Source organism: Cupriavidus phytohabitans (genome assembly GCF_017815025.1).
Lineage (GTDB): Bacteria > Pseudomonadota > Gammaproteobacteria > Burkholderiales > Burkholderiaceae > Cupriavidus.
The window spans coordinates 25,673-52,590 of the sequence record NZ_JAGIQB010000038.1; the positions used below are offsets into that span (position 1 = coordinate 25,673).

At 66.1% G+C, this 26,918-nt stretch carries 25 protein-coding genes and 1 tRNA gene; 14 read left to right on the forward strand and 12 right to left on the reverse strand.

The annotated features are described in order from the left end of the window. Window positions 1-89: 89 nt before the first annotated feature. Both J8I34_RS23590 and J8I34_RS23595 read left to right on the forward strand, forming a co-directional pair. Window positions 90-293: a hypothetical protein gene (locus J8I34_RS23590; protein ID WP_156914335.1), complete on the forward strand. Its 204-nt coding sequence runs from the start codon at window positions 90-92 to the stop codon at window positions 291-293. Next, on the forward strand, window positions 290-1,495 hold the full coding sequence (locus J8I34_RS23595) for an O-succinylhomoserine sulfhydrylase (RefSeq protein WP_029046272.1): 1,206 nt from the start codon (window positions 290-292) through the stop codon (window positions 1,493-1,495). The genes J8I34_RS23590 and J8I34_RS23595 overlap by 4 nt, the downstream gene beginning before the upstream one ends. Window positions 1,496-1,513: 18 nt before the next feature. Here the strand turns inward: J8I34_RS23595 and J8I34_RS23600 are convergent, their stop codons facing one another. The 4 genes from J8I34_RS23600 to rpsU all read right to left on the reverse strand — a co-directional run bounded on the left by J8I34_RS23600 (window position 1,514) and on the right by rpsU (window position 3,971). Continuing rightward, a complete protein-coding gene (locus tag J8I34_RS23600; protein WP_245176091.1) occupies window positions 1,514-1,711 on the reverse strand; it encodes a hypothetical protein in 198 nt (65 codons plus the stop codon). Between the two features lie 85 nt (window positions 1,712-1,796). Next, window positions 1,797-2,651: an ABC transporter permease gene (locus J8I34_RS23605; RefSeq protein ID WP_029046274.1), complete on the reverse strand. Its 855-nt coding sequence runs from the start codon at window positions 2,649-2,651 to the stop codon at window positions 1,797-1,799. Between the two features lie 13 nt (window positions 2,652-2,664). Then, window positions 2,665-3,576, reverse strand: coding sequence for a nodulation factor ABC transporter ATP-binding protein NodI (gene nodI, locus J8I34_RS23610; RefSeq protein ID WP_035877193.1), 912 nt, complete (start codon window positions 3,574-3,576; stop codon window positions 2,665-2,667). A 182-nt stretch (window positions 3,577-3,758) separates the two neighbouring features. After that, window positions 3,759-3,971: a 30S ribosomal protein S21 gene (gene rpsU / locus J8I34_RS23615; RefSeq protein WP_010814647.1), complete on the reverse strand. Its 213-nt coding sequence runs from the start codon at window positions 3,969-3,971 to the stop codon at window positions 3,759-3,761. A gap of 485 nt (window positions 3,972-4,456) precedes the next feature. Here rpsU and J8I34_RS23620 point away from each other — a divergent pair, with 485 nt between their 5' ends. The 5 genes from J8I34_RS23620 (at window position 4,457) to J8I34_RS23640 (ending at window position 9,109) form a co-directional block, all read left to right on the forward strand. Beyond that, on the forward strand, window positions 4,457-4,846 hold the full coding sequence (locus tag J8I34_RS23620) for a cupin domain-containing protein (RefSeq protein ID WP_209775941.1): 390 nt from the start codon (window positions 4,457-4,459) through the stop codon (window positions 4,844-4,846). Window positions 4,847-4,894: 48 nt separating this feature from the next. Then, entirely contained in the window at window positions 4,895-5,872 is a 978-nt protein-coding gene (locus tag J8I34_RS23625; protein ID WP_209775940.1) for a Bug family tripartite tricarboxylate transporter substrate binding protein, read from the forward strand. A 20-nt stretch (window positions 5,873-5,892) separates the two neighbouring features. Then, entirely contained in the window at window positions 5,893-7,059 is a 1,167-nt protein-coding gene (locus J8I34_RS23630; RefSeq protein ID WP_209775939.1) for an acyl-CoA dehydrogenase family protein, read from the forward strand. A gap of 13 nt (window positions 7,060-7,072) precedes the next feature. Then, window positions 7,073-8,227: a CaiB/BaiF CoA transferase family protein gene (locus J8I34_RS23635; RefSeq protein ID WP_029046278.1), complete on the forward strand. Its 1,155-nt coding sequence runs from the start codon at window positions 7,073-7,075 to the stop codon at window positions 8,225-8,227. 99 nt (window positions 8,228-8,326) lie between these two features. Beyond that, window positions 8,327-9,109 (forward strand): IclR family transcriptional regulator, encoded by a 783-nt coding sequence (locus J8I34_RS23640; protein WP_209807128.1) that lies wholly within the window; start codon window positions 8,327-8,329, stop codon window positions 9,107-9,109. Window positions 9,110-9,224: 115 nt separating this feature from the next. Here the strand turns inward: J8I34_RS23640 and J8I34_RS23645 are convergent. The 3 genes from J8I34_RS23645 to fdxA form a co-directional block, all read right to left on the reverse strand. After that, window positions 9,225-9,300, reverse strand: a tRNA-Asn gene (locus tag J8I34_RS23645). Window positions 9,301-9,512: 212 nt separating this feature from the next. After that, a complete protein-coding gene (locus J8I34_RS23650; protein WP_029046280.1) occupies window positions 9,513-10,622 on the reverse strand; it encodes an NAD(P)/FAD-dependent oxidoreductase in 1,110 nt (369 codons plus the stop codon). Window positions 10,623-10,708: 86 nt separating this feature from the next. Then, entirely contained in the window at window positions 10,709-11,032 is a 324-nt protein-coding gene (fdxA, locus tag J8I34_RS23655) for a ferredoxin FdxA (RefSeq protein WP_029046281.1), read from the reverse strand. A 307-nt stretch (window positions 11,033-11,339) separates the two neighbouring features. On the opposite strand from fdxA, the gene J8I34_RS23660 reads away from it, so the two are divergent. The 6 genes from J8I34_RS23660 (at window position 11,340) to J8I34_RS23685 (ending at window position 18,064) form a co-directional block, all read left to right on the forward strand. Then, entirely contained in the window at window positions 11,340-11,879 is a 540-nt protein-coding gene (locus tag J8I34_RS23660; protein WP_029046282.1) for a hypothetical protein, read from the forward strand. A gap of 69 nt (window positions 11,880-11,948) precedes the next feature. Continuing rightward, window positions 11,949-13,130: a nicotinate phosphoribosyltransferase gene (pncB, locus tag J8I34_RS23665; RefSeq protein WP_209807129.1), complete on the forward strand. Its 1,182-nt coding sequence runs from the start codon at window positions 11,949-11,951 to the stop codon at window positions 13,128-13,130. 120 nt (window positions 13,131-13,250) lie between these two features. After that, window positions 13,251-13,937, forward strand: a complete 687-nt coding sequence (locus J8I34_RS23670) for a LutC/YkgG family protein (protein ID WP_029046284.1) — start codon at window positions 13,251-13,253, stop codon at window positions 13,935-13,937. A 165-nt stretch (window positions 13,938-14,102) separates the two neighbouring features. After that, complete coding sequence (locus tag J8I34_RS23675) at window positions 14,103-15,539, forward strand: sodium:proton antiporter (protein ID WP_029046285.1); 1,437 nt, start codon at window positions 14,103-14,105, stop codon at window positions 15,537-15,539. 4 nt (window positions 15,540-15,543) lie between these two features. Next, window positions 15,544-16,539, forward strand: a complete 996-nt coding sequence (locus J8I34_RS23680) for a 2-hydroxyacid dehydrogenase (protein ID WP_029046286.1) — start codon at window positions 15,544-15,546, stop codon at window positions 16,537-16,539. A gap of 37 nt (window positions 16,540-16,576) precedes the next feature. Beyond that, complete coding sequence (locus J8I34_RS23685) at window positions 16,577-18,064, forward strand: DNA recombination protein RmuC (protein ID WP_209807130.1); 1,488 nt, start codon at window positions 16,577-16,579, stop codon at window positions 18,062-18,064. 91 nt (window positions 18,065-18,155) lie between these two features. Here J8I34_RS23685 and J8I34_RS23690 read toward each other — a convergent pair whose 3' ends face one another. The 5 genes from J8I34_RS23690 to J8I34_RS23710 form a co-directional block, all read right to left on the reverse strand. Then, window positions 18,156-18,437 carry a hypothetical protein gene (locus J8I34_RS23690; RefSeq protein WP_029046288.1) on the reverse strand — a complete coding sequence of 94 codons (282 nt, stop codon included), beginning with the start codon at window positions 18,435-18,437 and terminating at the stop codon, window positions 18,156-18,158. A 182-nt stretch (window positions 18,438-18,619) separates the two neighbouring features. Further along, window positions 18,620-19,933 (reverse strand): molybdopterin molybdotransferase MoeA, encoded by a 1,314-nt coding sequence (gene moeA / locus J8I34_RS23695; RefSeq protein WP_209807131.1) that lies wholly within the window; start codon window positions 19,931-19,933, stop codon window positions 18,620-18,622. A 47-nt stretch (window positions 19,934-19,980) separates the two neighbouring features. Further along, complete coding sequence (gene mobA / locus J8I34_RS23700) at window positions 19,981-20,580, reverse strand: molybdenum cofactor guanylyltransferase MobA (protein WP_029046290.1); 600 nt, start codon at window positions 20,578-20,580, stop codon at window positions 19,981-19,983. Between the two features lie 18 nt (window positions 20,581-20,598). After that, the gene (moaA, locus tag J8I34_RS23705) at window positions 20,599-21,723 is read right to left on the reverse strand and encodes a GTP 3',8-cyclase MoaA (protein ID WP_029046291.1); all 1,125 of its coding nucleotides are present in this window, start codon (window positions 21,721-21,723) and stop codon (window positions 20,599-20,601) included. Between the two features lie 225 nt (window positions 21,724-21,948). Continuing rightward, entirely contained in the window at window positions 21,949-25,083 is a 3,135-nt protein-coding gene (locus J8I34_RS23710) for an Rne/Rng family ribonuclease (protein ID WP_209807132.1), read from the reverse strand. Between the two features lie 802 nt (window positions 25,084-25,885). On the opposite strand from J8I34_RS23710, the gene J8I34_RS23715 reads away from it, so the two are divergent. Further along, window positions 25,886-26,890 carry an RluA family pseudouridine synthase gene (locus tag J8I34_RS23715; RefSeq protein ID WP_209775933.1) on the forward strand — a complete coding sequence of 335 codons (1,005 nt, stop codon included), beginning with the start codon at window positions 25,886-25,888 and terminating at the stop codon, window positions 26,888-26,890. Window positions 26,891-26,918: the final 28 nt, after the last annotated feature.

Here is a 26,918-nt window from a genome sequence, read left to right on the forward strand (position 1 = left end):
GACGGATGCGAAGCCCGGCCGTAACATGGCCGGGCGTCGATTTGATAGTCAGCTTGCGGACGCGGGTCCAGCCCGAAACAGCTAAAGAGATGGTGGCCAGCAAGATTCGCCAAGGCGCGCAGTGCCTGCGCAACGTGCCCACCAATCGCCAAAGCCTGCCGAAGGCCGCCGCAGCACAGCAAGCCCGTCGATCCGACCATCCGATCGCACGGGCTTTTTTCATGGCCGGCCGCCTTGCCGCGACAGGCTACAACCATTGCATTCGCGCGGGTACGACCGCGCCACCAGCATGAACGAACCGCTCAACCCTGAATCGCTCGGCATCGATACCCTTGGCGTGCGCGCCGGCACGCTGCGCAGCGAGTTCATGGAGCATTCCGAGGCCATTTACCTGACCTCGAGCTTCTGCTTCAACAGCGCCGCCGAGGCCGCCGAACGCTTTGCAAACTCGGAAGAGGGCTTTACCTATTCGCGCTTCACCAACCCGACCGTGTCGATGTTCCAGTCGCGGCTGGCCGCGCTGGAAGGGGCGCAGGCCTGCATGGCCACGGCGTCGGGCATGAGCGCGATCCTGTCGGTGGTGCTGTCGTCGATGCAGGCGGGCGATCACCTGGTCAGTTCGCGCGCGATCTTCGGCTCGACCATGACGCTGTTCAGCAATATCTTCGGCAAGTTCGGCGTGGAGACGACCTATGTCGATCCGACCGACCTGGAAGCATGGCGTGCCGCGGTGCGGCCGAATACGAAGCTGTTCTTCCTGGAGACGCCGTCGAATCCGCTGACCGAAGTGGCTGACATCGCGGCCGTGGCGGACATCGCCCACAACGCCAATGCGCTGCTGGTGGTCGACAACTGCTTCTGCTCGCCCGCGCTGCAGCAGCCGATGAAGTTCGGCGCCGACATCGTGGTGCACTCCGCCACCAAGCATATCGACGGCCAGGGCCGCGTGCTGGGCGGCGCGGTGCTGGGCTCGCACGATTTCATCATGGGCAAGGTGTTCCCGTTCGTGCGCACCGCGGGCCCGACGCTGTCGGCGTTCAACGCGTGGGTACTGCTCAAGGGCATGGAGACGCTCGGGATTCGCATGGAGCGCCATTCGTCCAGCGCGCTGGCGCTGGCGCAGTTCCTGGAGTCGCACCCGGCCGTGGCGCGCGTGTTCCATCCGGCGCTGAAGTCGCACCCGCAGCACGAGATTGCCATGCGGCAGCAGAGCGGCGGCGGCGCGATCGTGTCGTTCGAACTGAAGGGTGCCACGCCCGAGCAGCAGCGCGCTAACGCGTGGCGCGTAATCGACAACACCCGGCTGTGCTCGATCACCGGCAACCTGGGCGATACCCGCACCACCATCACGCACCCGTACACGACCACGCACGCGCGCGTGAGCCCGGAGGCGAAGGCGGCCGCTGGCGTCGGGGAAGGGTTGATCCGGCTGGCGGTGGGGCTGGAGTCGGTCGAGGACCTGAAGGCGGACCTGCTGCGCGGGCTCGGGGAATAAGCGAAGTTACTCCCGAAGTTACTCAGTCGGCGGCGGGTCGTCGCTGCCGGCGACCGCCTTCACGCCGGCGGCGGTGACGTCATAGGTGGTGCCCACCGCCGTCGAGGCGACGCTGACCGCGGCCGAGCCCACGGTCGCCGCGGCCGACACCGCGGCACCGCCAACCGCCATGGTGGCGCCCACCACCATGCATCCGCCCAGCGAAACGGTTGCCATTGCGGCTGCCAGCGCCAGTGCAACACGCTGCAAGGTGGCGGCTCTTCCGCTATCGTTGTCCACGGTACGCAACTTTAGCGCTGCCTCAGCGCAGCATCCGCCGGCGCAGCAGCACCAGCGAAACCACCAGCGCGGCCGCCGCATAGGCTGCCAGCACGGCAAGGTGCAGGCCTGCGCCATCCACCGGCCGGCCCAGCATCAGCGGCCGGATCAGCTCGACCGCGTGCGCCAGCGGCAGCAGCCTGGTGGCCGCCTGCACGCCTTCCGGCAGTTGCTCCACCGGGAAGAATACGCCCGACAGCAGCAGCATCGGCGTCATCGCCAGCGTCTGGTAGAACATGAAGAAGTCGTAGCTTGGCGCCAGCGCGGTGACGATCATCGCCAGCGCGGCAAACGCAATGCCGGCCAGCACGATCACCGGCAGCGCCAGCAGCGCGCCCGGCATTTGCGCATAGCCCAGTGCGGCGGCCACCAGCATGATCGCCAGGCCCGACAGCACCGCCTTGCTGGCCGCCCAGAAGATCTCGCCCAGCACGACGTCGCCCAGCGTCAGCGGCGCGTGCATGATCGCTTCCCAGGTGCGCTGCACGTGCATGCGCGAGAAGGCCGAGTACATCGACTCGAAGCTGGCCGACATCATCACGCTCGATGCGGTGGTGCCGGCGGCGAGGAAGGCGATGTATGACACGCCGTTGACCTGGCCCACCATCAGCCCCAGCCCGAGGCCGAGGCCGAACAGGTAGATCATCGGGTCGGCCAGGTTGCCGATCATCGACGGGATGGCCAGCTTCCTCCACACCAGGTAGTTGCGGTACCAGACCATCATCCAGTTGCGCATGTTGCGCGGCAGCAGTGGCTGTGGATAGGTCTGGCGCGTTGGCGCGGCATCGCCCCGGGTGGCGATGGCGGGTGTATCAGTGCGGGGATCCTGTTCGCTCATGTCAGTCCCTGGTTCAGTCCCGCATCTCGCGGCCGGTCAGCTTGAGGAACACGTCCTCCAGGTTGGCCGGGCGGTGCAGGTAGCGCACGCCGTTCCTGCCGTGCAGCGCCGCCAGCAGCGGGGCGGGCTCGCGCACGTAGCAGAAGAGGGTCTCGCCGCTCATTTCGGTGCGCTGCGCCAGCGGCGTCAGCGTGCCGCGCAGCGCTTCCAGTTCATCGCCGTAGACCTCGACCACGTCGCAGCCGATCTGGCTGTCGATCAGCTCGTGCGGCTTGCCTTCGGCGATCTTGCGCCCGCCGTCGATCACGCACAGGTAGTTGCACAGCCGTTCGGCTTCTTCCATGAAGTGCGTGGTCAGCAAGATGGTCTTGCCGCTTGCCATCAGCGACTTCAGGCGCTCCCAGATCAGGTGGCGCGCCTGCGGATCCAGCCCGGTGGTGGGCTCGTCCATCACCAGCAGGTCGGGATCGTTGATCAGCGCGCGCGCCACCGTCAGGCGCCGGCGCATGCCGCCGGAGAGGTCGCGCACCTGGGCGTCGGCGCGGCTTTCCAGCCGGGCGAATTCCAGCAGCATCGGCACGCGCCGCGCTATCTCGGCCGACGACAGGCCAAAGTAGCGACCGAAGATGCGCAGGTTCTCGATCACCGAGAAATCCGGGTCGAGGTTGTCGAACTGCGGCACCACGCCCACGCGCATGCGCGCCTGCGGCGCCCGCTCGGGAATGGGTTCGCCGCACAGCGTCAGTGTGCCGGCCATCGGCGTGGTCAGGCCCAGCAGCAGGCGCAGCGTGGTGGTCTTGCCGGCGCCGTTGGGGCCAAGCAGGCCGAAGCACTGGCCGCGAAACACCTGGAGGTCGAGGTCGTCGACAACGACCGTATCGCCGTATTGCTTGCGCACCTTGCGCAACTCGAGGATGGCAGTCAAGGCAGGGTCCGGTAGGCGCCCCAAGGGGGCGCAATATCTGCCATTATGCCGGGCATCGGCGCAATGCTCAGGTGGCGCAGTGCAGCAAAAGCCGCCAATGTTGTGAGCATCCGTGACGCGTTGCGCGCGGGCATAAAAAAACCGCCAGCGAACTGGCGGTTTTTTTGCGAAGCTTGCCCGAATCAGTACATCTTCTTCGGCAGCATTTGCATGCGCAGACGCTTGCGCAGGCGTGCTTCGGCGGCCTTCTTCTTGCGCTTGCGCTCGGTCGTCGGCTTCTCGTAAGCGGTGCGGCTCTTGAGTTCAACGATCAGGCCAGTCTGCAGAATGGCACGACGGAAACGCCGCATTGCAACTTCAACGGGCTCACCGGGTTTCAAGACGATCTTAGTCAATTCAGTCCTTTAGGGGATTGCCGCGGTAGCGGCTGGTTCACACGGGGGGAAACTGCTGTCGCCGGAGCGACTGGTATTGCACGCTGGGCATGTGCCCGGTGCGCCCCCGCGAACCTGAAAGATGTGGACGTTTTAGTCCGTGCAACCAGTGTCAGGGGTGATAGCGCCAGGTCCGAATATAACTGGAGTCTGACAGTACCGGTTTCCATGAATGCTATACGCCCGTAACTATGGCATGTATACGACGCATCTGTCAAGAATGGCTTGCGACCGGCGCCGCAGCGGAGCGGCGGCAAGGGGCGAATTATACCCTTTCCTCGCTCGTCCACCAGTTCTTGGGAATCAGGGGGTGATGGTCCGGACGCCGCCTCCCGGTAAACCCGCAGCACGCCCGAAATTGTTTGACGATGATATTCATATGTATAAACTAAGATTCATAGATATGAATTAATCGCCAACTGGCGAAGCCTCGACAGGAGAGCAGCGTGCCGCAATCCCCCGTTTATTTCATCTCGACCGAGGAGGTCGAGGGCTACCACCCCGCCAACCACGTCGGCACGCTGAACCGCCGCCTGATCGGCCCCGAAACCGTGGGGTCGCGCCACCTGGAAGTGATCCACGGCACCATCGAGAAAGGCAAGGGCGCGCTGCCCCACGCGCATCCCGGCATCGAACAGGTGTGCTACGTGCTGGAAGGCCGGGCCATTGCCGAGGTCGGCGGCCAGCGCAAGGAACTTGGCCCGGGCGATTGCTGCTTCTTCCCGCCGGACGAAATGCATGTGTTCACGGTGGTAAGTGAAGAGCCAGCCAGGATCCTGGTGATCTATTCCCCACCATACGAGGAATCGCCCGAGCGCGTGGTACGGCCCGCCTGAGACGCGGCCGGCCACGGCAAGGGTTCATATAACGACAGGAGACAGACCGTGAAGTCCTTCAAGACCGCTTTCGCCAGCCTGGTGCTGGGATGTGCCGCCGCGCTGTTCGCAGCACCGGCGCTGGCCGCCGATGAATTTCCGTCCAAGCCGCTGCGCCTGGTGGTGCCGTTCGCCGCCGGCAGCGGCACCGATGCCGTGGCGCGGCTGACCGCCAAGTACCTGGGCGAATCGCTGCAGCAGCCGGTAGTGGTCGACAACAAGCCGGGCGCCAACGGCACCATCGCCGCCGAGTTCGTCGCCAAGGCGCCGGCGGACGGCTATACGCTGTTCATGACCACCAACACCACGCATTCGGCCAACCCGTCGCTGATGAAACAGCTGCGCTACGACCCGGTCAAGGACTTCACGCCGGTTTCGCGCATGGGCAACCTGCCGTTCATGCTGGTGGTCAATCCGCAGCTGCCGGTGAAGACGCTGCGCGAGTTCATCGACTACGCCAGGGCGCATCCTGGCATGAGCTACGCGAGCGGCAACAGCACCGGCATCGTCGCCGGCGCGACGCTGTCGAAGATGGCGGGCCTGAAGATGCTGCACGTGCCGTACAAGAGCACGCCGCCGGCAATGACCGACGTGATGGGCGGCCAGGTGCAGGCGATGTTCGTCGACTTTGCCGCGGGCATCGCCAATGTGCGCGCCGGCAAGCTGCGCGCGCTGGCCGTGACCACCGCGCAACGCAGTGCGCTGCTGCCCGACCTGCCGCCGGTCGGCAGTGCGCCCGAACTCAAGGGTTTCGATATCACGTCCTGGAACGGCGTTTTCGCACCCGCCGGCGTGCCGGCACCCGTGGTGGAGCGCCTCAACCGCGAGCTGGTTGCCATTGCCACCAGCAAGCAGCACGCCGCGCAGTTCCACGCGCTAGGGTTCGAGCCGTTCGGCAGCACACCCGCCGAGCTGAACCAGTTTGTCGTGGCCGAACTGCAGAAGTGGTCGCGTCTGGTGAAGGACGCGGGCATCCAGCCGGAATAAACAACCAGACAGGCAAGCTCATGAATTTCGATCTCTCCGAAGAACAGGCATCGATCGTCGAAGCCGTGCAACAGGTCTGCACGCAGTTCGACATGGAATACTGGGACCGGCTCGACAAGTCCGGCACCTATCCGCACGAGTTCTACAAGACCCTGTGCGAGGGCGGCTGGCTGGGCGTGGCGATGCCGGAGGCGTTCGGCGGCGCCGGTCTCGGCATCCTGGAAGCGGCGCTGGTGATGCAGACCATCTCGCAGTCGGGAGCGGGCATGACCGGCGCCTCGGCGGTGCACATGAACGTGTTCGGCCTGAACCCGGTGGTGGTGTTCGGCACCGAGGAGCAGAAGGGCCGTTTCCTGCCGCCGTTGATCGCCGGCAAGGAGAAGGCCTGTTTCGGCGTGACCGAGCCCGATGCGGGCCTGGACACCACCAAGCTCAAGACCTTCGCGCGCAAGGTGCCGGGCGGCTATTCGGTGAGCGGGCGCAAGATCTGGATCTCGACCGCGCAGGTGGCTGACCGCATGCTGCTGCTGGCGCGCACCACGCCGCTGGAGCAGGTGAAGAAGTCGACCGAAGGGCTGTCGCTGTTCTACACCAAGGTCGACCGCAGCAAGATCGAGATCCGTGAGATCGACAAGATGGGCCGCGCCGCCGTCGATACCAACATGCTGTTCATCGACGACCTGTTCATCCCGGAAGAAGACCGGATCGGCGAGGAGGGCAAGGGCTTCGAGTACATCCTGCATGGCCTGAACCCCGAGCGCATCCTGATCGCGGCCGAAGCCATCGGGCTGGGTCGCGCGGCGCTGGCGATCGCCACGCAGTATGCCAAGGAGCGTGTGGTCTTCGGCCGTCCGATCGGCATGAACCAGGGCGTCCAGCACCCGCTGGCGCAGGCCTGGATGCAGCTGGAATCGGCCAACCTGATGATGCTGAAGGCCGCCGCGCGCTACGACGCGGGCCAGTCCTGCGGGGCCGAGGCCAACGCAGCCAAGTACCTCGCCGCCGAGGCCGGCCACAACGCCTGCCAGACCGCGATCCTGACGCTGGGCGGCATGGGCTATTCACGCGAATACCGCGTCGAGCGCCTGCTGCGCGAATCGTATATCCCACGCATCGCGCCGGTCAGCCCGCAGCTGATCATGTGCTTTATCGCCGAGCGCGTGCTGGGTTTGCCCAAGTCCTACTGAACGGGGGACGACGATGCAAGACAAAGCGCCTCCCGCGACCGGGCCACTGGCGGGCGTGCGGGTGATCGACATGACCTCGGTCGCGATGGGTCCGTACGCCACGCAGATCCTCGGCGACATGGGCGCCGAGGTAATCAAGGTCGAAGCGCCCGCCGGCGATGTGTTCCGCCATGCCGAGCCCGCGCGACATGCCGCGATGGGCGCCAGCTTCCTCAACCTGAACCGAAACAAGCGGTTTGTCGTGCTCGACGTCAAGCAGCCGGATGACCTTGCCGAGCTGAAGTCGCTGATCGCCACGGCCGATGTCTTCGTCTCCAACGTGCGTCCGCAGTCGTTGCGCAAGCTCGGCCTGGACTATGCCTCGCTGCGGGCGGACCATCCGCGGCTGATCTATTGCGGCGCCTATGGCTACTCGGAGGAGGGCCCGTATGCCGGCGCACCGGCCTTCGACGACATCATCCAGGCGCGCAGCGGGATGGCGCAGTTCCAGGGCGCCAACTCGAACGAGGGGCCGCAGTACGTCAACACCATCCTGGCCGACAAGGTCGCCGGCCTGACCGTCGCCTATGCGATCCCGATGGCGCTGTATGAGCGTGAGCGATCGGGCCAGGGGCAGGCCATCGAGGTGCCGATGTTCGAAACGCTGGTGTCCTTTCTTGCCACCGAGCAGCTCGCCGGGCAGACTTTCGTGCCGCCGCTCGGCGCTGCCGGCTATCCGCGCGTGATGTCGGCCCACCGCAAGCCGTACCGTACCAGCGACGGCCATCTCGCTCTGCTGCCCTATACCAGCGCGCAGTGGCTGCGCTTTTTCGACCTGTCAGGCCATGCCGAACTGGCGCGCGACCCGCGCTATGCCACGCCCGCCGCGCGCAGCGCCAATATCGACGCACTCTACGCCACGCTGGCCGAGATCGTCGCGCAGCGCACCACCGCGGAATGGCTGGCGTTGTTGCGCGACGCCGATATCCCGCACAGCGAGCTGCCGCATTTCGACAGCCTGGTGGATGACCCGCACCTGCGCGCCACCGGTATGATGTTCGAATACGACCATCCGAGCGAAGGACGCCTGCGCGGCGTTGGCATCCCCACGCGGTTCTCGCGTACACCGGGCAATATCCGTAGTTGGCCGGAAGGCTTGCCAAAGGCGCAGGACGACGCCGGCACCTGATCCGGTCGCACCGGGATCGGCAGGTGCCGCCAGCATGTCGCGTACCAACGCGCCGCGTACAATTCCGGCCAAAGCACACGGAAGTCGAGGAAGCCAACGATGGCAGAAAACGAAGCGGCGGAAAAATCCGGCTACGGCAGCGTCAAGACGGCGCTGCGCGTGATCGAGATCATGGAGATCTATGCGCGCGAAGGGCGCTCGCTGACGCTGACCGAACTGGCGAAGCTGCTGGGCGCGCCGATGTCGAGCTGCCTCGGGCTGATCCGCACGCTGGCGTCGCTGGGCTACCTGTACGAAACCGGCCGCCGCCAGGGCTATTACCCCACGCGGCGGCTGCTCGATATCGCCCAGCGCATCGCGCGCAACGACCCGCTGCTCGAACGCGTGCAGCCGGTGCTCGAGTCGCTGCGCGATGACACCGGCGAAACCGTGATCTTCGGTAAGCTGCAGGACGACGGCCGCATTCTGTACCTGGAGGTGCGCGAGTCCGCCAACCCGGTGCGCTATATCGCCGCGCCGGGCGAACTGCGCGACGCGCATGTCAATTCCATCGGCCGCGCCATCCTCGGCACCATGACCGCGGAGAGCCGCGCGGAAGTGCTCGCCGGCGTTTCCTTTGCGTCGCGCACCGGGCGCACGGTGGATTCGCTGCGGGTATTCGAGGCAGCGATGCAGCAATGGCAGGCGCAGGGGTGGTATCCGAATTTCGGCGAGTCATTCCCGGACCTGGGGGCCATCGCGATTCCGGTATCGCTCGGCGGCGTTGTTTACGGGATGTCGGTGGCGGGGCCGCTGCATCGGGTCGAAGCCAATACAGAGGCTATCGTTGTGGCACTGAAGGCTGCAGGCGGTTCACTGCAGAGCGGTTCGCCGCGGGGATAAGCGGGGATAAGCGGGGATAAGCGGTTAAGCGAAGGGCAGGGGCGACGCGGCAGCCCCGAACGAAAGCCCCAAAACGAAAAAGCCCGGTGCATTTGCACCGGGCTTCCGTATCGGTTGGCTCCCCGACCTGGGCTCGAACCAGGGACCTGCGGATTAACAGTCCGTCGCTCTACCGACTGAGCTATCGGGGAACAGCTGAGAAAGAAATTATAGCCAGTTTCTCTTTTTGTCGTCAACACCTTGTCAACATTTTATTTGTCGTCAGGTGCTTCGGAGCGGCTGGCTGGCTGCGTCCCACCTTGGTGTTCGACAGCGAGGCCGCATTATAGCGACGGTTCTTCGTTTGTGCCAGAAAAAAACCGCCTTGCGGCGGCTTTTTTCTGCGGCACCGTGAAGCGCCGGATCAGTCGAAGACCGGCGATTCCACGCCCAGGACCTTGTGCAGCTTCGGCGAGGTCGTGGTGTACTGCATGTGGATCTTCTTCTCGGGGAAGATATACGGCGCAGCACCGAACGCGGCCAGCGCGGCCTCGTGGAAGCCCGACAGGATCAGCTTCTTCTTGCCGGGGTAGGTGTTGATGTCACCCACGGCGAAAATACCCGGGATATTGGTCTGGAACTTCTCGGTATCCACCTTGATCTGCTTGCGCTCCAGGTCCAGGCCCCACTCGGCGATGGGGCCGAGCTTGGGCGACAGGCCGAAGAACACCAGCAGGTCGTCCAGCGGCAGGCGGCGGGTCACGCCGTCGGCGCCCGTCACTTTGATTTCCGTGAGCACGCCGTCCTTCTCTTCATAGCCGCCGATCTGGCCGACCAGGAACTGCATTTCCATCTGTTCGCACAGTTCCTTCATCTTGGCCACCGAGGCCGGCGCGGCGCGGAAGCCGTCGCGGCGGTGGATCATCACCACCGACTCGGCCTTGCCGACCAGGTCCAGCGTCCAGTCCAGCGCCGAGTCGCCGCCGCCGACGATCACCAGGTTGCGGCCGTGGAAGCGGCTCGGATCCTTGACGCGGTAGAACAGTTGCTTGCCGTCGAACTTGTCGAGGCCCTCGACCTTCAGCGTACGCGGCTGGAACGAGCCCACGCCGGCTGCGATGAAGATGGTCTTGGTGATAAAGCGGGTTCCGAGCGAGGTCTCGACAAAGAAGCGGCCGTCTTCACGGCGCTCCACCACGGAGACTTCCTGGCCCAGGTGGAAGGTGGGCTCGAACGGCTCGATCTGCTTGAGCAGGTTGTCGGTCAGTTCCTGGCCGGTGCAGCTGGGCACGGCCGGGATGTCGTAGATGGGCTTGTCCGGATACAGCTCCACGCACTGGCCGCCAACGACTTTCAGGGAATCTATCACGTGGGCCTTGATTTCGAGCAGGCCCAGTTCAAACACCTGGAACAGGCCCACGGGACCGGCGCCGACGATCAGCGCGTCGATTTCCAGCGGCTGGCCGCCTGCGGGGCTACCGCCTTCGACCTGCTTGGTCGCGTCGGCAACGGGATTTGGAATGCTCAAGTCCATATTCGTCCTGATACGTTGGTTGGGCACGCGGGTGCCCGGCATTGCGGAAAGCGCGTGGGGACGGCTTTCTTTGCTGCCTGGTGCGCTCAGCGCTCCAGGTACTGCAGCTTGTCGGTGGTGTCCTTCCACTCCTCGGCCTCGGCCAGCGGGGCCTTGGTCTTGGTGATGGAAGGCCAGGCACGGGCCAGTTCGGCGTTCAGTTCAATGAACTGCTGCTGGTCGCCCGGCACGTCTTCCTCGGCGTAAATGGCGTTCACCGGGCATTCGGCCACGCACACGGCGCAGTCGATGCACTCGTCCGGGTCGATGGCCAGGAAGTTCGGGCCTTCGCGGAAACAATCCACCGGACATACGTCAACGCAGTCTGTATAGCGGCAACGGATGCAGGATTCGGTGACAACGTGAGTCATGTCTGTTCCAGGAAAACGGGTCGGCTTTTAATGGGAAACTGTTGGGCCGCTTCTTGCCGGCGGACGCCTCCATCTGCCATCGCGGGCAGGGATGGGCGGGACGAGCGCCGGCCGTGGCCTTTCGGGAACCGGTATTGTAGCCGAGCCTTCCGGCTAGGATAGCCGGTCTATATAGCTGGATCAGATAGTTTTCTTATTTCTTTATGTGCTTTTGATCCAAGACATGGCGGGGCGCTGGCGTGCTTGCGCAACCGCAGGCATGATGAAGCCGCCTGAATGCCACATGCTTCCATGCCGGGAGATTCCTATGCCACGCCAGCTTCGTTGTTGCCACCGCGCTGCCTTGCTGTCGCTGCTTGTGATGCTGGCGGCATTTCCGGCGATGGTCCCGCCCGCCGGCGCGCAGGCCCTGGTCCAGCCGGGCATGGCGGACAGCGTAGTGTCCCGTCTGGTGGCATGGCGCGCGCGATCCGAGGCCCCGGTCGCGTTGCCGGCGCTGACCGGCTTCGATTGGGACCACTTCAGCGTGACCGATTCCCCCGCGGGCGATGCCATAGCGCATTGCGGCCGGGCCGGCCTGATGCCTTGCGGACCCGAGTTGCACCCGAAGCCGGGCGACCGGATGCAGGTGCTGCGCTTCGAGCGCGCAGGCGCATCGGTCTACACCGAGCGCATTCTTGCCGAGGACGGCGCCTTTGCCGAGCCGCTGCCGCAGCGCGTGCCGCGCAGCGCGGCCACGCTGGTGTCCTGCCCGGGAAGCGACGGCCGGGCGCTGTGGTGCCTGCAGGGCAGGGCGGCCGGCAAGCCGGTCCTGCGCGCGCCGCAGCCATTCCTCGACGGCGCCTGAGCGCCCCCGGATGCGCGCAGTCTCGGTTAGCATGTCAGACTGACCCGGCACCTCGCCGTCTGGCTAGCTATGATCATCCAGTCTCTGCTCGACACCGACCTGTACAAGTTCACGATGATGCAGGTGGTCCTGCACCAGTTTCCGCAGGCTCAGGTCGAATATCGCTTCAAGTGCCGCAACGCCGGTGTCGACCTGACGCCGTATATCGATGAGATTCGCGCCGAGATCACGCACCTGTGCCAGCTGCGTTTCACGGACGACGAACTCGCCTACCTGCGCGGGCTGCGCTTCATCAAGAGCGATTTCATTGACTTCCTCGGCCTGTTCCACCTGAACGAAAAGTACGTGTCGGTGCGCGAGGCGCCGCAGGGCAACGGCGAGATCGAGATCTCGATCATCGGCCCCTGGCTGCATACCATCCTGTTCGAAGTGCCGGTGCTGGCGATCGTCAACGAGGTCTACTTCCGCCGCACCCAGCCGCGGCCCGACCTGGCCGGCGGCCGCCGCCGCCTGGAAGACAAGCTGGCGCTGCTGCAGCCGCCGGAACTCGCCGATTGCGTCATCGCCGACTACGGCACGCGCCGGCGCTTCTCGCGCGACTGGCAGGAAGAGGTGCTGCTGACCATGCGGCAAGAGCTCGGTGCGCAGCTGGCCGGCACCAGCAACGTCCATTTCGCCCGCCTGCACAACATGGTGCCGCTCGGCACGATGGCGCACGAATACCTGCAGGCCTGCCAGGCGCTGGGGCCGAGGCTGCGCGATTCGCAGGTGTACGCGCTGGAACGCTGGGCGCGCGAGTATCGCGGCGACCTTGGCATCGCGCTGTCCGATACCTATGGCTTCGATGCCTTCCTGCGCGACTTCGACCTGTACTTCTGCAAGCTGTTCGACGGCGTGCGCCATGACTCGGGCGACCCGATCGTGTGGGGCGAGCGCATGGTGGCACATTACGCGGCCAGCCGCGTCGACCCGCGCACCAAGACGCTGATCTTCAGCGACAGCCTGGACGTGCCGCGCGTGATCGAGCTGTTCCAGCGCTTCCACGGCCGCTGCCGGCTGGCCTTCGGCGTCGGCACCAACCTGACCAACGACCTCGGCTACACGCCGCTGCAGATCGTGATCAAGATGGTGCGCTGCAATGGCCAGCCCGTGGCCAAGCTGTCGGACACGCCGGAAAAGACCATGTGCGACGATTCCGGCTACCTGTCTTACCTGCGGCAGGTGTTCTCGGTCCAGTCGGCGTCGGTATAGCGGGATTCCGACGCGCCGTGCTGTGCCGCGGCAACTATAATCGGCGCATCGCGTAACTTGCGGTATCTGTAACTTGCGGTATCTCTTGCCGCATTCTCGCCAACCGCACTGCCAGGTCCTATGGAAACCAACGACGCCCGCGACCGTATCTTCGCCCGCATCCGTGCCGCACAGGGCAGGACGCACCAGCCCACGCAGGGCGAGCGCGCCGCGGTGGCCGACTACCTCGAGCGCCACCCGCAAGGCCCGCGCCCGCTGCCGGCGGCCGACCTGGTCGAAGCCTTCTTGCTGCAGGCCCAGCGCATGGCGTCCACCGTCGACCGTGTCGCCACCATGGATGAAGTGCCGGCGGCAACGCGGCGTTTTCTCGACAGCCTGAACCTGGTGCAGCGCGCGGTGGCATGGGATGCGCTGGGCACGCTGCCATGGCAGGACGCCGGCATTGCGGTCGAATGCCGGCCGCCGTTGCGCGAGGTCGAGGCCGACCGCGACCATGGCGACCTGGTCGGCATCACCGGCTGCTTCTGCGCGATCGCCGAGACCGGCTCGCTGATGCTGCTGTCGGGGCCGGCGACGTTCGCCTCGGCGGCGCTGCTGCCGGAAACGCATATCGCGGTGGTGCCGCGCTCGCGCGTGGTCGCCGGTCTGGAAGACGCCTTTGCGCTGGTGCGCAGCGAGCGCGGCGAGCTGCCGCGCGCGACCAATATCATCAGCGGCCCGTCGCGTACCGGGGATATCGAGCAAACCATCGTGCTGGGCGCGCATGGCCCGTATCGCGTGCATGTGATTCTGGTCGAGCAGGCTTGATCATGGGGCGGCACGGACTTAAGAATCGCCTGTAAACGCGCGCCGCGGCGCAATCTCGCGAGGCGGTTGGATTAAACTTGCAGGCTTGCCGTGCGAGCCCGGTCGCCGTTGGTGGCGAGGGCTCGAGGCACCATGAATGCTGCATTCCCGAGGAGATCCTGCTTGATGCGACGTGCTTTCGTACCGTTGCCGATGCTGACCATGCTGGCCGCTGTCCTTGCTGTCTTCCCTGTGGCCGCGCATGCCGCGGACCTCGACGGGGCGGCACTGTCGCCGCTATGGGGGCTGCCGTTTGCCGGCATGCTGCTGTCGATCGCGCTGTGGCCACTGCTCGCGCCGAAGTTCTGGCACCACCACTATGGCAAGATCGCCGCGGGCTGGGGAATGCTGTTCCTGCTGCCGTTCGCCGCGGTATTCGGCACGCATGCGGCAGCCGCCAGCGCGGTGCATGCGCTGCTCGCCGAGTACATCCCGTTCATCTCGCTGATCGCTTCGCTCTATATCATCGCGGGCGGCATCTGCGTGCGCGGCAACCTGCACGGGACACCGGGACTCAATACGGGCATCCTGGCACTGGGCACGGTGCTGGCGAGTTTCATGGGGACGACCGGCGCGGCCATGCTGCTGATCCGGCCGTTGCTGCGCGCCAACGACAACCGTCGCCACGTGGCGCACGTGATCGTGTTCTTTATCTTCCTGGTGGCCAATGCCGGCGGCTCGCTGACGCCACTGGGTGACCCGCCGCTGTTTCTGGGTTTCCTGAAGGGCGTGGACTTCTTCTGGACCATGCGCAATATCTACCTGGAGACGCTGTTCATCTGCACGGTGCTGCTGGTGCTGTTCTACCTCGTCGACAGCCACTACTACCGCAACAAGGAAGAAGAGCTGCCGCAGAAGAACGACCCAACGCCGGACTCGCACGGTATCTCGATCGACGGCAAGATCAACTTCGTGCTGCTGCTGGCCGTGATCGGCCTGGTGCTGATGAGCGGGCTGTGGCAGCCGGCGATCTCGTTCAACGTCTTCGGTACCGACGTGCCGCTTCAGGCGGCGGCGCGAGATGCGCTGCTGATCGTGGTGGCGGTGGTGTCGCTGCTGGTCACGCCGCATACCGCGCGCGCAGGCAATGAGTTCAACTGGGAGCCGATCCTGGAGGTCGGCAAGCTGTTCGCTGGCATCTTCCTGACCATCATCCCGGTGATCGCCATGCTCAAGGCCGGCACCGACGGCGCCTTTGCCGGCGTGATCCGCGCGGTCAGCGACAGCAACGGGCAGCCGGTCGACAGCATGTATTTCTGGGCAACCGGGCTGCTGTCGTCGTTCCTGGACAATGCGCCAACCTATCTGGTGTTCTTCAACACCGCCGGCGGCGACGCCGCCACGCTGATGACGCGCGATGCCTCGACGCTGGCCGCGATTTCCACCGGCGCGGTCTTCATGGGCGCGAACACCTATATCGGCAACGCGCCCAACCTGATGGTCAAGGCCATTGCCGAGAACCGCGGCGTGCGCATGCCGAGCTTCTTCGGCTACATGCTGTACTCGGGCATCTTCCTGGTGCCGCTGTTCGTCATCATGACCTTCCTCTTCTTCCACGTGTGATGCCATGAAGCCGTCCGTGCTTGTCACCCGCGCCATCTATCCCGAAGTGATCGACCGCCTGGCGCAGTATTTCGATGTCGACGACAACCAGCAGGACGCGGTGCTTGATGCCGCCGCGCTGAAGGCGCGCCTGGCCGGCAAGGCCGGCGTGCTGGCCAACGCCGCCGACCGCATCGACGCAGGCCTTGTCGCCGCGTTGCCGTCGCTGCGTGCGGTGTGCAACATGGCCGTCGGCTACAACAACCTCGACGTGCCTGCGCTTACCGCCGCGGGTGTCGTCGCCACCAACACGCCCGACGTGCTGACCGAGACCACCGCCGACTTCGGCTGGGCGCTGCTGATGGCCACCGCGCGTCGCGTCACCGAGGCCGAGCACTACCTGCGCGCCGGCAAGTGGAAGCGCTGGAGCTACGACATGCTGGTCGGCATGGACCTGTACGGCAGCACGCTCGGCATCCTGGGCATGGGCCGCATCGGCCAGGCGCTGGCGCGTCGTGCCAGCGGGTTTGGCATGAGCGTGCTGTACCACAACCGCAGCCAGCTGCCGGCGGACACCGAGCGCGCGCTCAATGCCCGCTATGTCAGCAAGGAAGACCTGCTGCGCCAATCCGACCACCTCTTGCTGGTGCTGCCTTACGGCCCGCAGAGCCACCATGCCATCGGCGCCGCCGAACTGGCGCTGATGAAGCCGACCGCGACGCTGGTCAACCTCGCGCGCGGCGGCATCGTCGACGATGCCGCCCTGGCGCAGGCACTGCGCGACAAGCGCATCTTCGGTGCCGGCCTGGATGTGTTCGAAGGCGAGCCCGGCGTCCATCCCGACCTGCTGACGGTTCCCAACGTCGTGCTGACACCGCATATCGCCAGCGCCTCGGAGAAGACCCGCCGCGCCATGGCAATGCTGGCCGCCGACAACCTGATCGCCGCGCTCGACCAGGGCCCGCAGGCCGGCCATCCGCCCACCGTGATCAACCCCGAAGTCATGCCGCGCCGCCGTTGAGGCGCGCCCGGCTGTCTGTCGCTTACGTTGTTGCTGCATGTCGCTGATTCCGTTCCTGACGCTGGCCGTGGGGCTGCTGGCGGTCGTCCTGCTAGTGATCGTGCTGTTGCGCCAGCAGGCCGCTTCGCCTGGCGCCGAACTGGCCCGTCAGCTTGCCGAGTTGCGCGTCGAAGGCGCGCGCGGCATGGAGCGCGTGGAGCGCGAAGTCCGCACCGACGTAGCGGAGGCGGCGCGCGGCAACCGCGATGAGTCGGCCCAGCAGATGCTGCGCTTCCAGCAGGCGCTGTCGTCGCAGCTCACCGGTATCGCCACGCTGCAGAACAACCAGATCGACACCTTTGCGCAGCAGCTGGCCAAGCTGACCGAGTCCAACACGCAGCAGCTCGAGCACGTGCGCCAGAACCTGATGCTGCAAAGCCAGCAGGCGCGCGACGAGCAGGCGGGGACGCTGCGCCGCTTCGGCGACGGCTTGCAGCAGCAGCTGGCGCAGATGTCCGAAGCCAACGAGCGCCGCCTGGCAGAGGTGCGCGCCACGCTGGAGCAGAAGCTGCGCGACATCGAGGCCAATAACGCGGCCAAGCTGGAGGAAATGCGCCGTACCGTCGACGAGAAGCTGCATGCGACGCTGGAGCAGCGCCTGGGCGAGTCTTTCAGGCTGGTCTCGGACCGGCTTGAGCAAGTGCATCGCGGGCTGGGTGAGATGCAGGCACTGGCGCAGGGCGTGGGCGACCTGAAGAAGGTGCTGACCAACGTGAAGTCGCGCGGCACCTGGGGCGAAGTCCAGCTCGAAATGCTGCTGGAGCAGATGCTGACGCCGGACCAGTATGGCAAGAACGTCGAGACGGTGCGCAATTCGGGTGCGCGGGTGGAGTTTGCCATCCGGTTGCCAGGCAAGGCAGCAGGCGGCGGTGGCGATGGCGGCGCGCCGGTGTGGCTGCCGGTCGATGCAAAGTTTCCCAAGGAGCAATACGAGCGGCTGGTCGATGCGCAGGAGCGGGGCGATCCGGACGGCGTCATCGCCTTCGGCCGCGAGCTGGAGACGGCATTGCGGCGAGAAGCGCAGACCATCGCCGAGAAATACCTGGCGCCGCCGCAGACCACCGACTTTGCCATCCTGTTCCTGCCGACCGAAGGGCTGTACGCCGAAGTGCTGCGGCGTCCCGGTCTGACCGACCTGCTGCAGCGCAACTACCGTGTCACGGTGGCGGGCCCGACTACGCTGACCGCGCTGCTGAACAGCCTGCAAATGGGCTTCCGCACGCTGGCGTTGGAGAAGCGCTCAAGCGAAGTGTGGGAAGTGCTGGGCGCGGTCAAGACCGAGTTCGGCAAGTTCGGCGATGTGCTGGCCAAGACCCGCGACACGCTCGAGCGCGCCGCGCGCAATATCGAGCAGGCCGAGGTGCGCACGCGCCAGATGGCGCGCAAGCTGCGGACCGTGGAAGCGCTGCCGGGCGATGCCGCACAGCAGTTGCTGGGACTTAACGGAGTGGAAACGGCCGAGACGCCGGATGACAGCGGCGGCTGATCGCGCGTCAGAGCAGAAGGGGGCGGCCCGCAGCGCGGGCCGGATGGCCGGCGACCTGCCGGCCTGTGGATTACCGTGAATCGGCTTGAATTCAGCGGTCGTCTTCCGGCGCCAGTTCGCGCACGTGGACTTCGATGCCGCCAAAGCGGGCGGCCACCCAGTTGTACGCCTTGCATGCCAGCCACAGCAGGCCAAAGCCGATCAGCGCATTCAGGATGATCGCGCTGAAGACCGTGATCGCCGGCAGGTCGCCATAGCGGATAAAGGTGACAAACAGGCCCAGCGAGACGATCGGCAGCGAGAAGCAGAGGTAGACCAGCACCAGCGCGCGGGCGGTCTTCACGGGATGGAGGTAGGCGATCTCCTGATTCATGACGGGGAGTAACTTGATTGTTGCTGAATCGTGCGCCAAGTGTAGCGACTGGCCGATCCCAAGCATAGCCCGCTGCCCACGCCGCGGCCGAAAGCCATGCGCCGGACGCGTCACGGCGTCAAATGTGCAGCACAAATACGACACATTGCGGCCGCAGCGAAGCGGCCGGGTTGCCGCTGCGCTCAGACCAGCCCGTCGAACAGCATGACCTCGACCGGATCGCCGGCCTTGACCGAGTCCTGCTCGTGGCCGAGCACGATAAAGCAGTTGGCCTCGCTCATCGAGCGCAGCACGCCCGAACCCTGCTGGCCGGTGATGCGCACCTCCCACTGTCCGTCTGCCGCCCGGCCCAGGATGCCGCGCTGGTATTCGGTGCGGCCGGGCTTCTTGCGGATGGCCTGCGCGCTGCGCACTTGCAGCAGCGGCAGCGGCGGCACGTTGGCACCCATCAGGCGATGCAGCGCCGCCCGCACGAAGTGGTAGAAGGTGACCATCACGGCGACGGGGTTGCCCGGAAGGCCGAACAGCAGCGCCGAGTTCCGATCCTGCCGGTCCTCCCGGTCTTCGCCGCTGCCGATACGCCCGAAAGCCATCGGCCGGCCCGGGCGCATCGCGATCTTCCAGAACGTGACATCGCCCAGGCGCGCCATGATCTGCTTGGTGTAGTCGGCCTCGCCGACCGAGACGCCGCCCGAGGTGATGACGGCGTCGGCGCTTTCGCAGGCCATGCGGAAGGCCGCTTCCAGGGCCTCGGGGTCGTCGCGCACCACGCCCATGTCGAGGAGTTCGACGTTCATCCGGCGCAGCATGCCGTGCAGCGTATAGCGGTTCGAGTCGTAGACGCAGCCAGCGTCCAGCGGCTCGCCGATCGAACGCAGTTCATCGCCGGTGGAGAAGAAGGCCACGCGCAGGCGCCGGCGCACGCGGATTTCGGCAATGCCCAGCGAAGCCAGCAGGCCGAGATCGGCCGGCCTGACGATGCGGCCGGCCGGCAGCGCGGCCTGGCCACGCGCCAGGTCTTCGCCGCGCAGGCGGCGGTTGTCGCCGGCGCGCACGCAATCGGCGGCAAAGCGGATGTGCGTACCGTCGGCCACCGTCTCGACGAATTCTTGCGGCACCACCGTGTCGCAGCCTGCCGGCATCACCGCGCCGGTCATGATGCGTACCGCCTGCACGGCCGTCGGCGCGAGCGCGCCGGCACCGCCGGCGAAGGCGCTGCCGATCACCTCCAGCTCGACGGTGTCGGTCTGCGCGGCGGCGAGCGCTTCGCTGCGGAAGGCGTAGCCGTCCATGGCCGAGTTGTCATGGGCCGGCACGTCGATGGTCGAGACGATGTCCTCGGCCAGCACACGGTCGAGCGCGCTGCGGATCGGCAGCTGTTCGATGCCGCGCACCGGCTCCACCACCTCGCCGATGATGCGGTTGGCCTGGTCCACCGGCAGCGCGGTGGGATCGTAGTCGGACAGGCAGGAAATGACGGATTGCAGGGAAGGCATGGTGGCTCGGCGGCGGGTGATTGCGTTTTCGGCTGACTAGCGGGTGACTAGCGGCTTTCGTGCGTGCGCAGTTCGTCCAGCGTGTTGATATTGGCGAAGGCCGCGGCGTCGTCGAACATCACCTCGGCCAGCCGGTGCGACGCAGCCCAGGTCTCGATCTTGCGGCCGCCGCCGGAAAGATACGCGACCAGGCTGTCGAGCGCACTGACCGGCATCAGGCAAAACACGGGTTGCGTCTGGCGCTTGCCGGTTTCATCCAGCGTCACCGGAATCGCCAGTTCCGCGCCTTCGGACTCGATGGCGTGCGACAGGCGTGCCACGAGATCGGTGGGCAGGAAAGGCGAGTCGCACGGCGCCGTCACCATCCAGGATGTGCCGCATTGTTCCAGCCCCGCAAGCATGCCGGCCAGCGGCCCGGCAAAGTCGGGCACGCTGTCGGTGTAGACCGGCACGCCGAACGATTCATAGGCGGCAAGGTTGCGGTTGGCGTTGATGATCAGGCTGCCGACCTGCGGGCCGAGACGCATCATCGTGTGCATCGCCATGGGCGTGCCGTGCAGCGGCTGCAGCCCCTTGTCGGTGCCGCCCATGCGGCTGCCCCTGCCGCCTGCGAGGATCAGGCCGGTGATGTCGTCGCGTGCAATCATGGAAGTGTGGCGGTGGGTTCAGCCGCCGATATAGGACATCTCGATCTTGCGCTCGGCCCGTGCCTGGCGCACTGCCGGGTCGCCGCGCTGCTCGGAGTAGTTGTCGGTGCGCCCTTGCCACACCTGGGCGATGGCGTTCGAGATCTCCAGGTCGCTGTAGCCGCCGCGCAGCAGCGCGCGCAGGTCATAGCCCTCGGTGGCGAACAGGCACAGGTAGAGCCGGCCTTCGGTGGACAGCCGGATGCGGCTGCAATCGCCGCAGAACGCATGGGTGACGCTGGAGATCACGCCGATCTCGCCGCTGCCGTCGCGGTAGCGCCAGCGCTCGGCGGTCTCGCCGGTGTAGTTGGCCTGCACGGGTTCGAGCGGGAATTCGGCATCGATACGGCGCACGACCTCGGCCGAGGGCAGCACCTCGTCCATCTGCCAGTGGTTGCTGGCACCGACGTCCATGAACTCGATATAGCGGACGATGATGCCGCTATGGCGGAAATGGCGCGCCATCGGCACGATTTCCTGGTCGTTGGTGCCGCGCTTGACCACCATGTTGACCTTGATCGGCGCCAGGCCGACGGCCTGCGCGGTCTCGATGCCGTGCAGCACGTCGGCGACGGCGAAGTCGACATCGTTCATGCGGCGGAAGGTGGCGTCGTCGATCGCGTCCAGGCTGACGCTGACGCGCGTCAGGCCGGCGTCGCGCAGCGAGCGCGCCTTGCGCGCCAGCAGCGAGGCATTGGTGGTCAGCGTCAGGTCGAGCGGCTTGCCAGAGACGGTCTCGATCTTTGCCAGCATCTCGACCAGGTGCTCGATGTTCTTGCGCAGCAGCGGCTCGCCGCCGGTCAGGCGGATCTTCTCGACACCGTGCGCGACGAACAGGCGTGCGGTGCGCTCGATTTCTTCAAAGCTGAGCAGTTCCGAATGCGGCAGGAAGGTGTAGTCCTTGTCGAACACTTCCTTTGGCATGCAGTAGACGCAGCGAAAGTTGCACCGGTCCGTCACCGAGATGCGCAGGTCATGCAGCGGCCGGCCGCGGGTGTCGGCCACCAGGCCGGTGGGCGATTCCAGCTTGCCGGGGATGCGCGGCGTCATCGAATGGTAGCGATGGTCGCGCAGGTCGAAGATCGGAATGACGGATTCAGTCATGGCCTGTGGGTGGGTGCTGCTCCGGCGAGCGGCCTGCTAGGCCAGGCCGGGGAACTCAGGGAGCCCTACGCATTTGCTGCCATTCTAGCCGAGTGGGCGTCCGGGGAGCCGCATTCGCGCGAATCGCGGGGATTTGCCATGCATGAAAAAAGGGACAGCCGAGGCTGTCCCTCGGGCTGTCCCTTCTGCAGCGGCGCGGGTGCCGGCGACGGCACCCGGGCAGGCTTACTGCTGCGACGCCATTTCCACCTCGCGGCCGCGGGTTTCGACCAGGATCATCGGCCCCTGGGGCAGCGGCGGCAGCGGCTTGCGCTCGCGCGGCACGCGCGGTGCCTGCACGATGCGGGCAGCGGCTTCCTGGGCGGAGCGCAGCTTGTCGGCATCGGTATGGACCCATTGCAAGCCGGCGCCGGCGAGCATCGGCTCGAGGCTTTCCATTGCCACCGGCGCAGCAGCCGGGGTAGCGGGAGCTGCCGGTGCGGCCTGGGTCACCTGGGCGACCTGGGCCACCTGGGCCACCTGGGCCACCTGGGCCACCTGGGCCACCTGGGCCGGCGCGGCGGCCGGTTCCGCGGCGGGCGCGGGCACGGCAGGGGCGGGTTCCACGGCTGCGGCCAAGACCGGCTCGGCCACGGCTTCGGCGGCGATCGCCTCAGTCAGCGCTGCGGCGGATTCCGCCTGCACGGCCACGGCGGCCGGGACGGGTTCGGCCGCGGGTGCGGCTACCGGTGCCGGTTCGGCGGCGGGGGCAGTTGTCACGGCTTCCGGCACGGCGATACGGATCGCTTCGACGCTTTCCGCGGCGGCTGCCGCGACCACTGCCTGCGGCGCCGGTTCTGCTTGCGGGGCGGCCTGGATGGTCACCGGGGCGATGCCTTCGGTGGCTTCGGCAGCGCCTTCCAGAGCTTCGCCTTCACCTTGCATGCCCTGGCCGGCCTCGTCGCGCTCACGGCGATAGCGGTTGCGGCCACGGCGGTTACGGCGGCGGCGCTCTTCGCCTTCGGCGGTTTCGGCGAATCCTTCGGCACCTTCCGTCAGTTCGGCGCGCACGGCCGGCACTTCGTCTGCGGCGGCATGCGGCAGCACGCCCAGCGCCTGGGCGGCGGCTACGGCTTCCGGCTGCGGCGCTTCGCCGGCCTCGGCTTCACGCAGGTCGCTGCGTTCGCGCTGGCGATCGCGCTGGCGCTCGCGGCGTTCCTGGCCGCGTTCGCGGCGGCCTTCCTGGCGGGCTTCGGCGCGCTCGCCCTGGGCACGTTCACCCTGGGCGGCTTCAGCCTGGCGGGCGACGGCCGGAGTGGCCTGGCCGTCCTGCTGGCGCGGCTGGCGGCCCTGGCGCTCGCCACGGCCTTCGCGTTGTTCGCCGCGCTCGCCTTGCTGGCGCTCGGCACGCTCACCACGCTCTGCACGCTGACCGCGAGGCTGGCGGTCGCCGCGTTCCTGACGCTCGCCACGCTCACCGCGCTCGGCGCGTTCGGTACGTTCACCGCGCTCGCCACGCTGGCCACGGCCTTCGCCGCGCTGGCCGCGCTCGCGGCGGCCTTCGCCACCGCGGCTTTCGGCGGCCGCCACCGGCTTGGCCGGCTCAACCACCGGCGCAGGCGCCGGACGCGCGCCAAACAGGCCCTTCAGCCAGGCGATAAAACCGCCGGCTTCCACCGGCTTGGTGGCAGGGACGGGCGGAGCGGCCGGGGCAGCTTCCGGACGCGGAGCGCGCTCCGGACGCGGCACGGAGACCGGAGCCGGCTGTTCCGGAGTGATGCCCTTGACCGCCGCTTCCTGACGCGGCTTGGCTTCTTCCTTGCGGCGGCTGCTGTAGCTGGTGTCAGCTTCCAGTTCCTTGGCGGCAGCCTCGGCCATCTTGTAGCTGGCGGTGCTGTCTTCCAGGCGCGGGTCGTCGTGGCGCAGGCGCTCCAGCTTGTAGTGCGGCGTTTCCAGGTGCTTGTTCGGGATCAGCAGCACGTTGACCTTGAAGCGCAGCTCGATCAGGTTGATTTCCTGGCGCTTCTCGTTCAGCAGGAAGGCGGCGACCTCCACCGGTACCTGGCAGTGGATGGCGGCGGTGTTTTCCTTCATCGCCTCTTCCTGGATGATGCGCAGCACTTGCAGGGCGGACGATTCGGTATCGCGGATATGACCCGTGCCGTTGCAGCGCGGGCAAGTGATGTGCGAGCCCTCCGACAGCGACGGACGCAGGCGCTGGCGCGACAGCTCCATCAGGCCGAAGCGGCTGATCTTGCCCATCTGCACACGGGCGCGGTCATGGCGCAGCGCGTCCTTCAGGCGCGTTTCCACGTCCTTCTGGGCCTTGCCCGATTCCATGTCGATGAAGTCGATCACGATCAGGCCGCCGAGGTCGCGCAGGCGCAGCTGGCGGGCGATCTCGTCGGCGGCCTCGAGGTTGGTGCGCAGCGCGGTTTCCTCGATGTCGGCGCCCTTGGTGGCGCGGGCCGAGTTAACGTCCACGGAAACCAGCGCCTCGGTGTGGTCGATCACGATGGCGCCGCCCGACGGCAGCATCACCATGCGCGAGTAGGCCGACTCGATCTGGTGTTCGATCTGGAAACGTGAGAAGAGGGGCACGTCGTCCCGGTACTTCTTCACGCGGTTCATGTTGTCAGGCATCACCACGCTCATGAAAGCGCGGGCCTGTTCGTAGATCTCGTCGGTATCGATCAGGATCTCGCCGATATCCGGCTGGAAGTAGTCGCGGATGGCGCGGATCACCAGGCTCGATTCCAGGTAGATCAGCAGCGGGGCCTTGTTGTCGCCGGCGGCGCCGTCGATGGCCTTCCACAGTTGCAGCAGGTAGTTCAGGTCCCACTGCAGTTCCTCGGCCGAGCGGCCGATGCCCGCGGTACGGGCGATGATGCTCATGCCTTCAGGCACGGTCAGCTGCGACATGGTTTCGCGCAGCTCCTGGCGGTCCTCGCCCTCGATGCGGCGCGACACGCCGCCGCCGCGCGGGTTGTTCGGCATCAGCACCAGGTAGCGGCCGGCCAGCGAAATGAAGGTGGTCAGGGCCGCGCCCTTGTTGCCTCGCTCTTCCTTCTCGACCTGGACGATCAGTTCCTGGCCTTCATGCAGGGCATCCTGGATACGCGCGTTGCGCACGTCGATGCCTTCCTTGAAGAAGGCTCGGGCCACTTCCTTGAACGGCAGGAAGCCGTGGCGTTCTTCGCCGTAGTTGACGAAGCAGGCTTCCAGCGAGGGTTCGATACGGGTGATGACACCCTTGTAGATGTTGCCCTTGCGCTGTTCGCGCCCGGCAGTCTCGATGTCGATATCGATCAGTTTCTGACCGTCGACGATGGCGACGCGCAATTCCTCCTGTTGCGTCGCGTTGAACAGCATGCGTTTCATCGCAATACCTCACTCCAGAGCCGCGGTTGCACCGTCTTGGCGGTGTCCGCGGCGATCCATGGAGCACGCGAGGGAGCGAGCGAAGGCGCGAGAATTGCCGGAAAGCGCCGTTTCGCGCAAAGGCGAGCGGCTGGGCGCGGGTGAAAGAGAGGCGATGACGTCGGGGTAACGTCCGTGGGGCGGGAGAGTACGCCGGCGGCTGCTCTGGCAGACACTGGCGCGTTCCCGTTCCGGAGGCGATGCTGGACGCCAGCGCAACTGGCGCCGGCGGCATCGCGGCCGGGCCGCGGAAGGCCTAGACGCGTCAAAGAGCAAATTTTTCGGACACGGCAAGGCTGCCAATGCTGCCTGACATCTCCTGGCGGGCGCACCTACTACTTCTTGGAGTTCTGCGACCGGGCGCCGGTATTTCCAGTCAGGCGGCAGGCGGGCCTGCCGGCCGGCACCGTTTCCCGGTGCAGGCGGGACTTCTCTCACCGAAGCGGATGCCTACGGGGCATCCACTCTTGAATTCTGTTTTACCTGAACACTCTGTTCCCACGTCATCGCCTGCTGCGCCGAAGCCTCCTTTGGGCGACTTCCTGCGTGCCGGCGATATCGTGCGTGCTGCTTTTACTGCCATTTGGCCGTCTGGCGTCCGCGCGGATCACGCAATGAAGCGGCGCAGGGCGGAAGACGGTCCGGGTTGGCGGCGACCCCAAGTGTAGAATGCGGTCAATCCAAGATTAATCACGGGATTGATCGCTTACACAGGTCTTGCGCTGCCGGCCCCGGCCGGAACAGCGAGGAAATTATATTGAAAATGAATGAGTTACGCCATCAAATTGAAAAGCCTGCCGATGTAGCGCCGGCAAGCCCGCAGGTGGCGTATGTCACGATCGACGAGGGCTCCGAAGGTCAGCGCATCGACAACTTCCTGCTGAAGGTGGCCAAGGGCGTACCCAAGAGCCATATCTACCGGGTGCTGCGGTCGGGTGAAGTGCGCGTCAACAAGGGGCGTATCGATGCCACTTATCGCCTGCAATCGGGCGACGTGGTGCGAATTCCCCCGATGCGAGTGGCGTCTTCGTCTCAATCCGCCGGGGCGCAGCCGGTGCCAGCCAGCGAATTTCCCGTGCTGTTCGAGGATGCGCAGCTGCTGGTGGTGAACAAGCCCGCCGGCGTGGCGGTCCATGGCGGCTCGGGCGTTGCCTTCGGCGTGATCGAGCAGTTGCGCCAGGCGCGGCCCCAGGCCAAGTTCCTCGAGCTGGTGCATAGGCTCGACCGTGAGACCTCGGGCATCCTGGTGCTGGCCAAGAAGCGCTCGGCCCTGGTCCACCTGCATGAGCAGATCCGCGGCAACAGCATGGACAAGCGGTATTTCGCCTGCGTGGCCGGCGAGTTCCCGAATAACCGGCAGCATGTGAAGCTGCCTCTATATAAGTACACGACGCCCGACGGCGAGCGACGCGTGCGGGTACAGGCCGACGGGCTGGCGTCGCACACGGTATTCAACCGGATCGAGGCGTTTCCCGGCTTTACCTTGCTGGAGGCCGAGCTGAAGACCGGCCGTACGCACCAGATCCGCGTCCACCTGGCGCATTCGGGATTCCCGATCGTTGGCGACGAGAAGTACGGCGATTTCCCCCTGAACAAGTCGCTGGCGCGTTCCGCTGCGAATCCCGGCATCAAGCGCATGTTCCTGCACGCCCACCGGCTGGTGTTCATCCACCCGGCGACGGGCGCGCCGCTGGCCGTCGAGGCACCGTTGCCAGACGAATGCGTCGGATTCCTGCAACAATTGCGACAGCTGCGCGCCCCGGAGTAGGGCCGCGCGATCAACGCCACAAGGACAA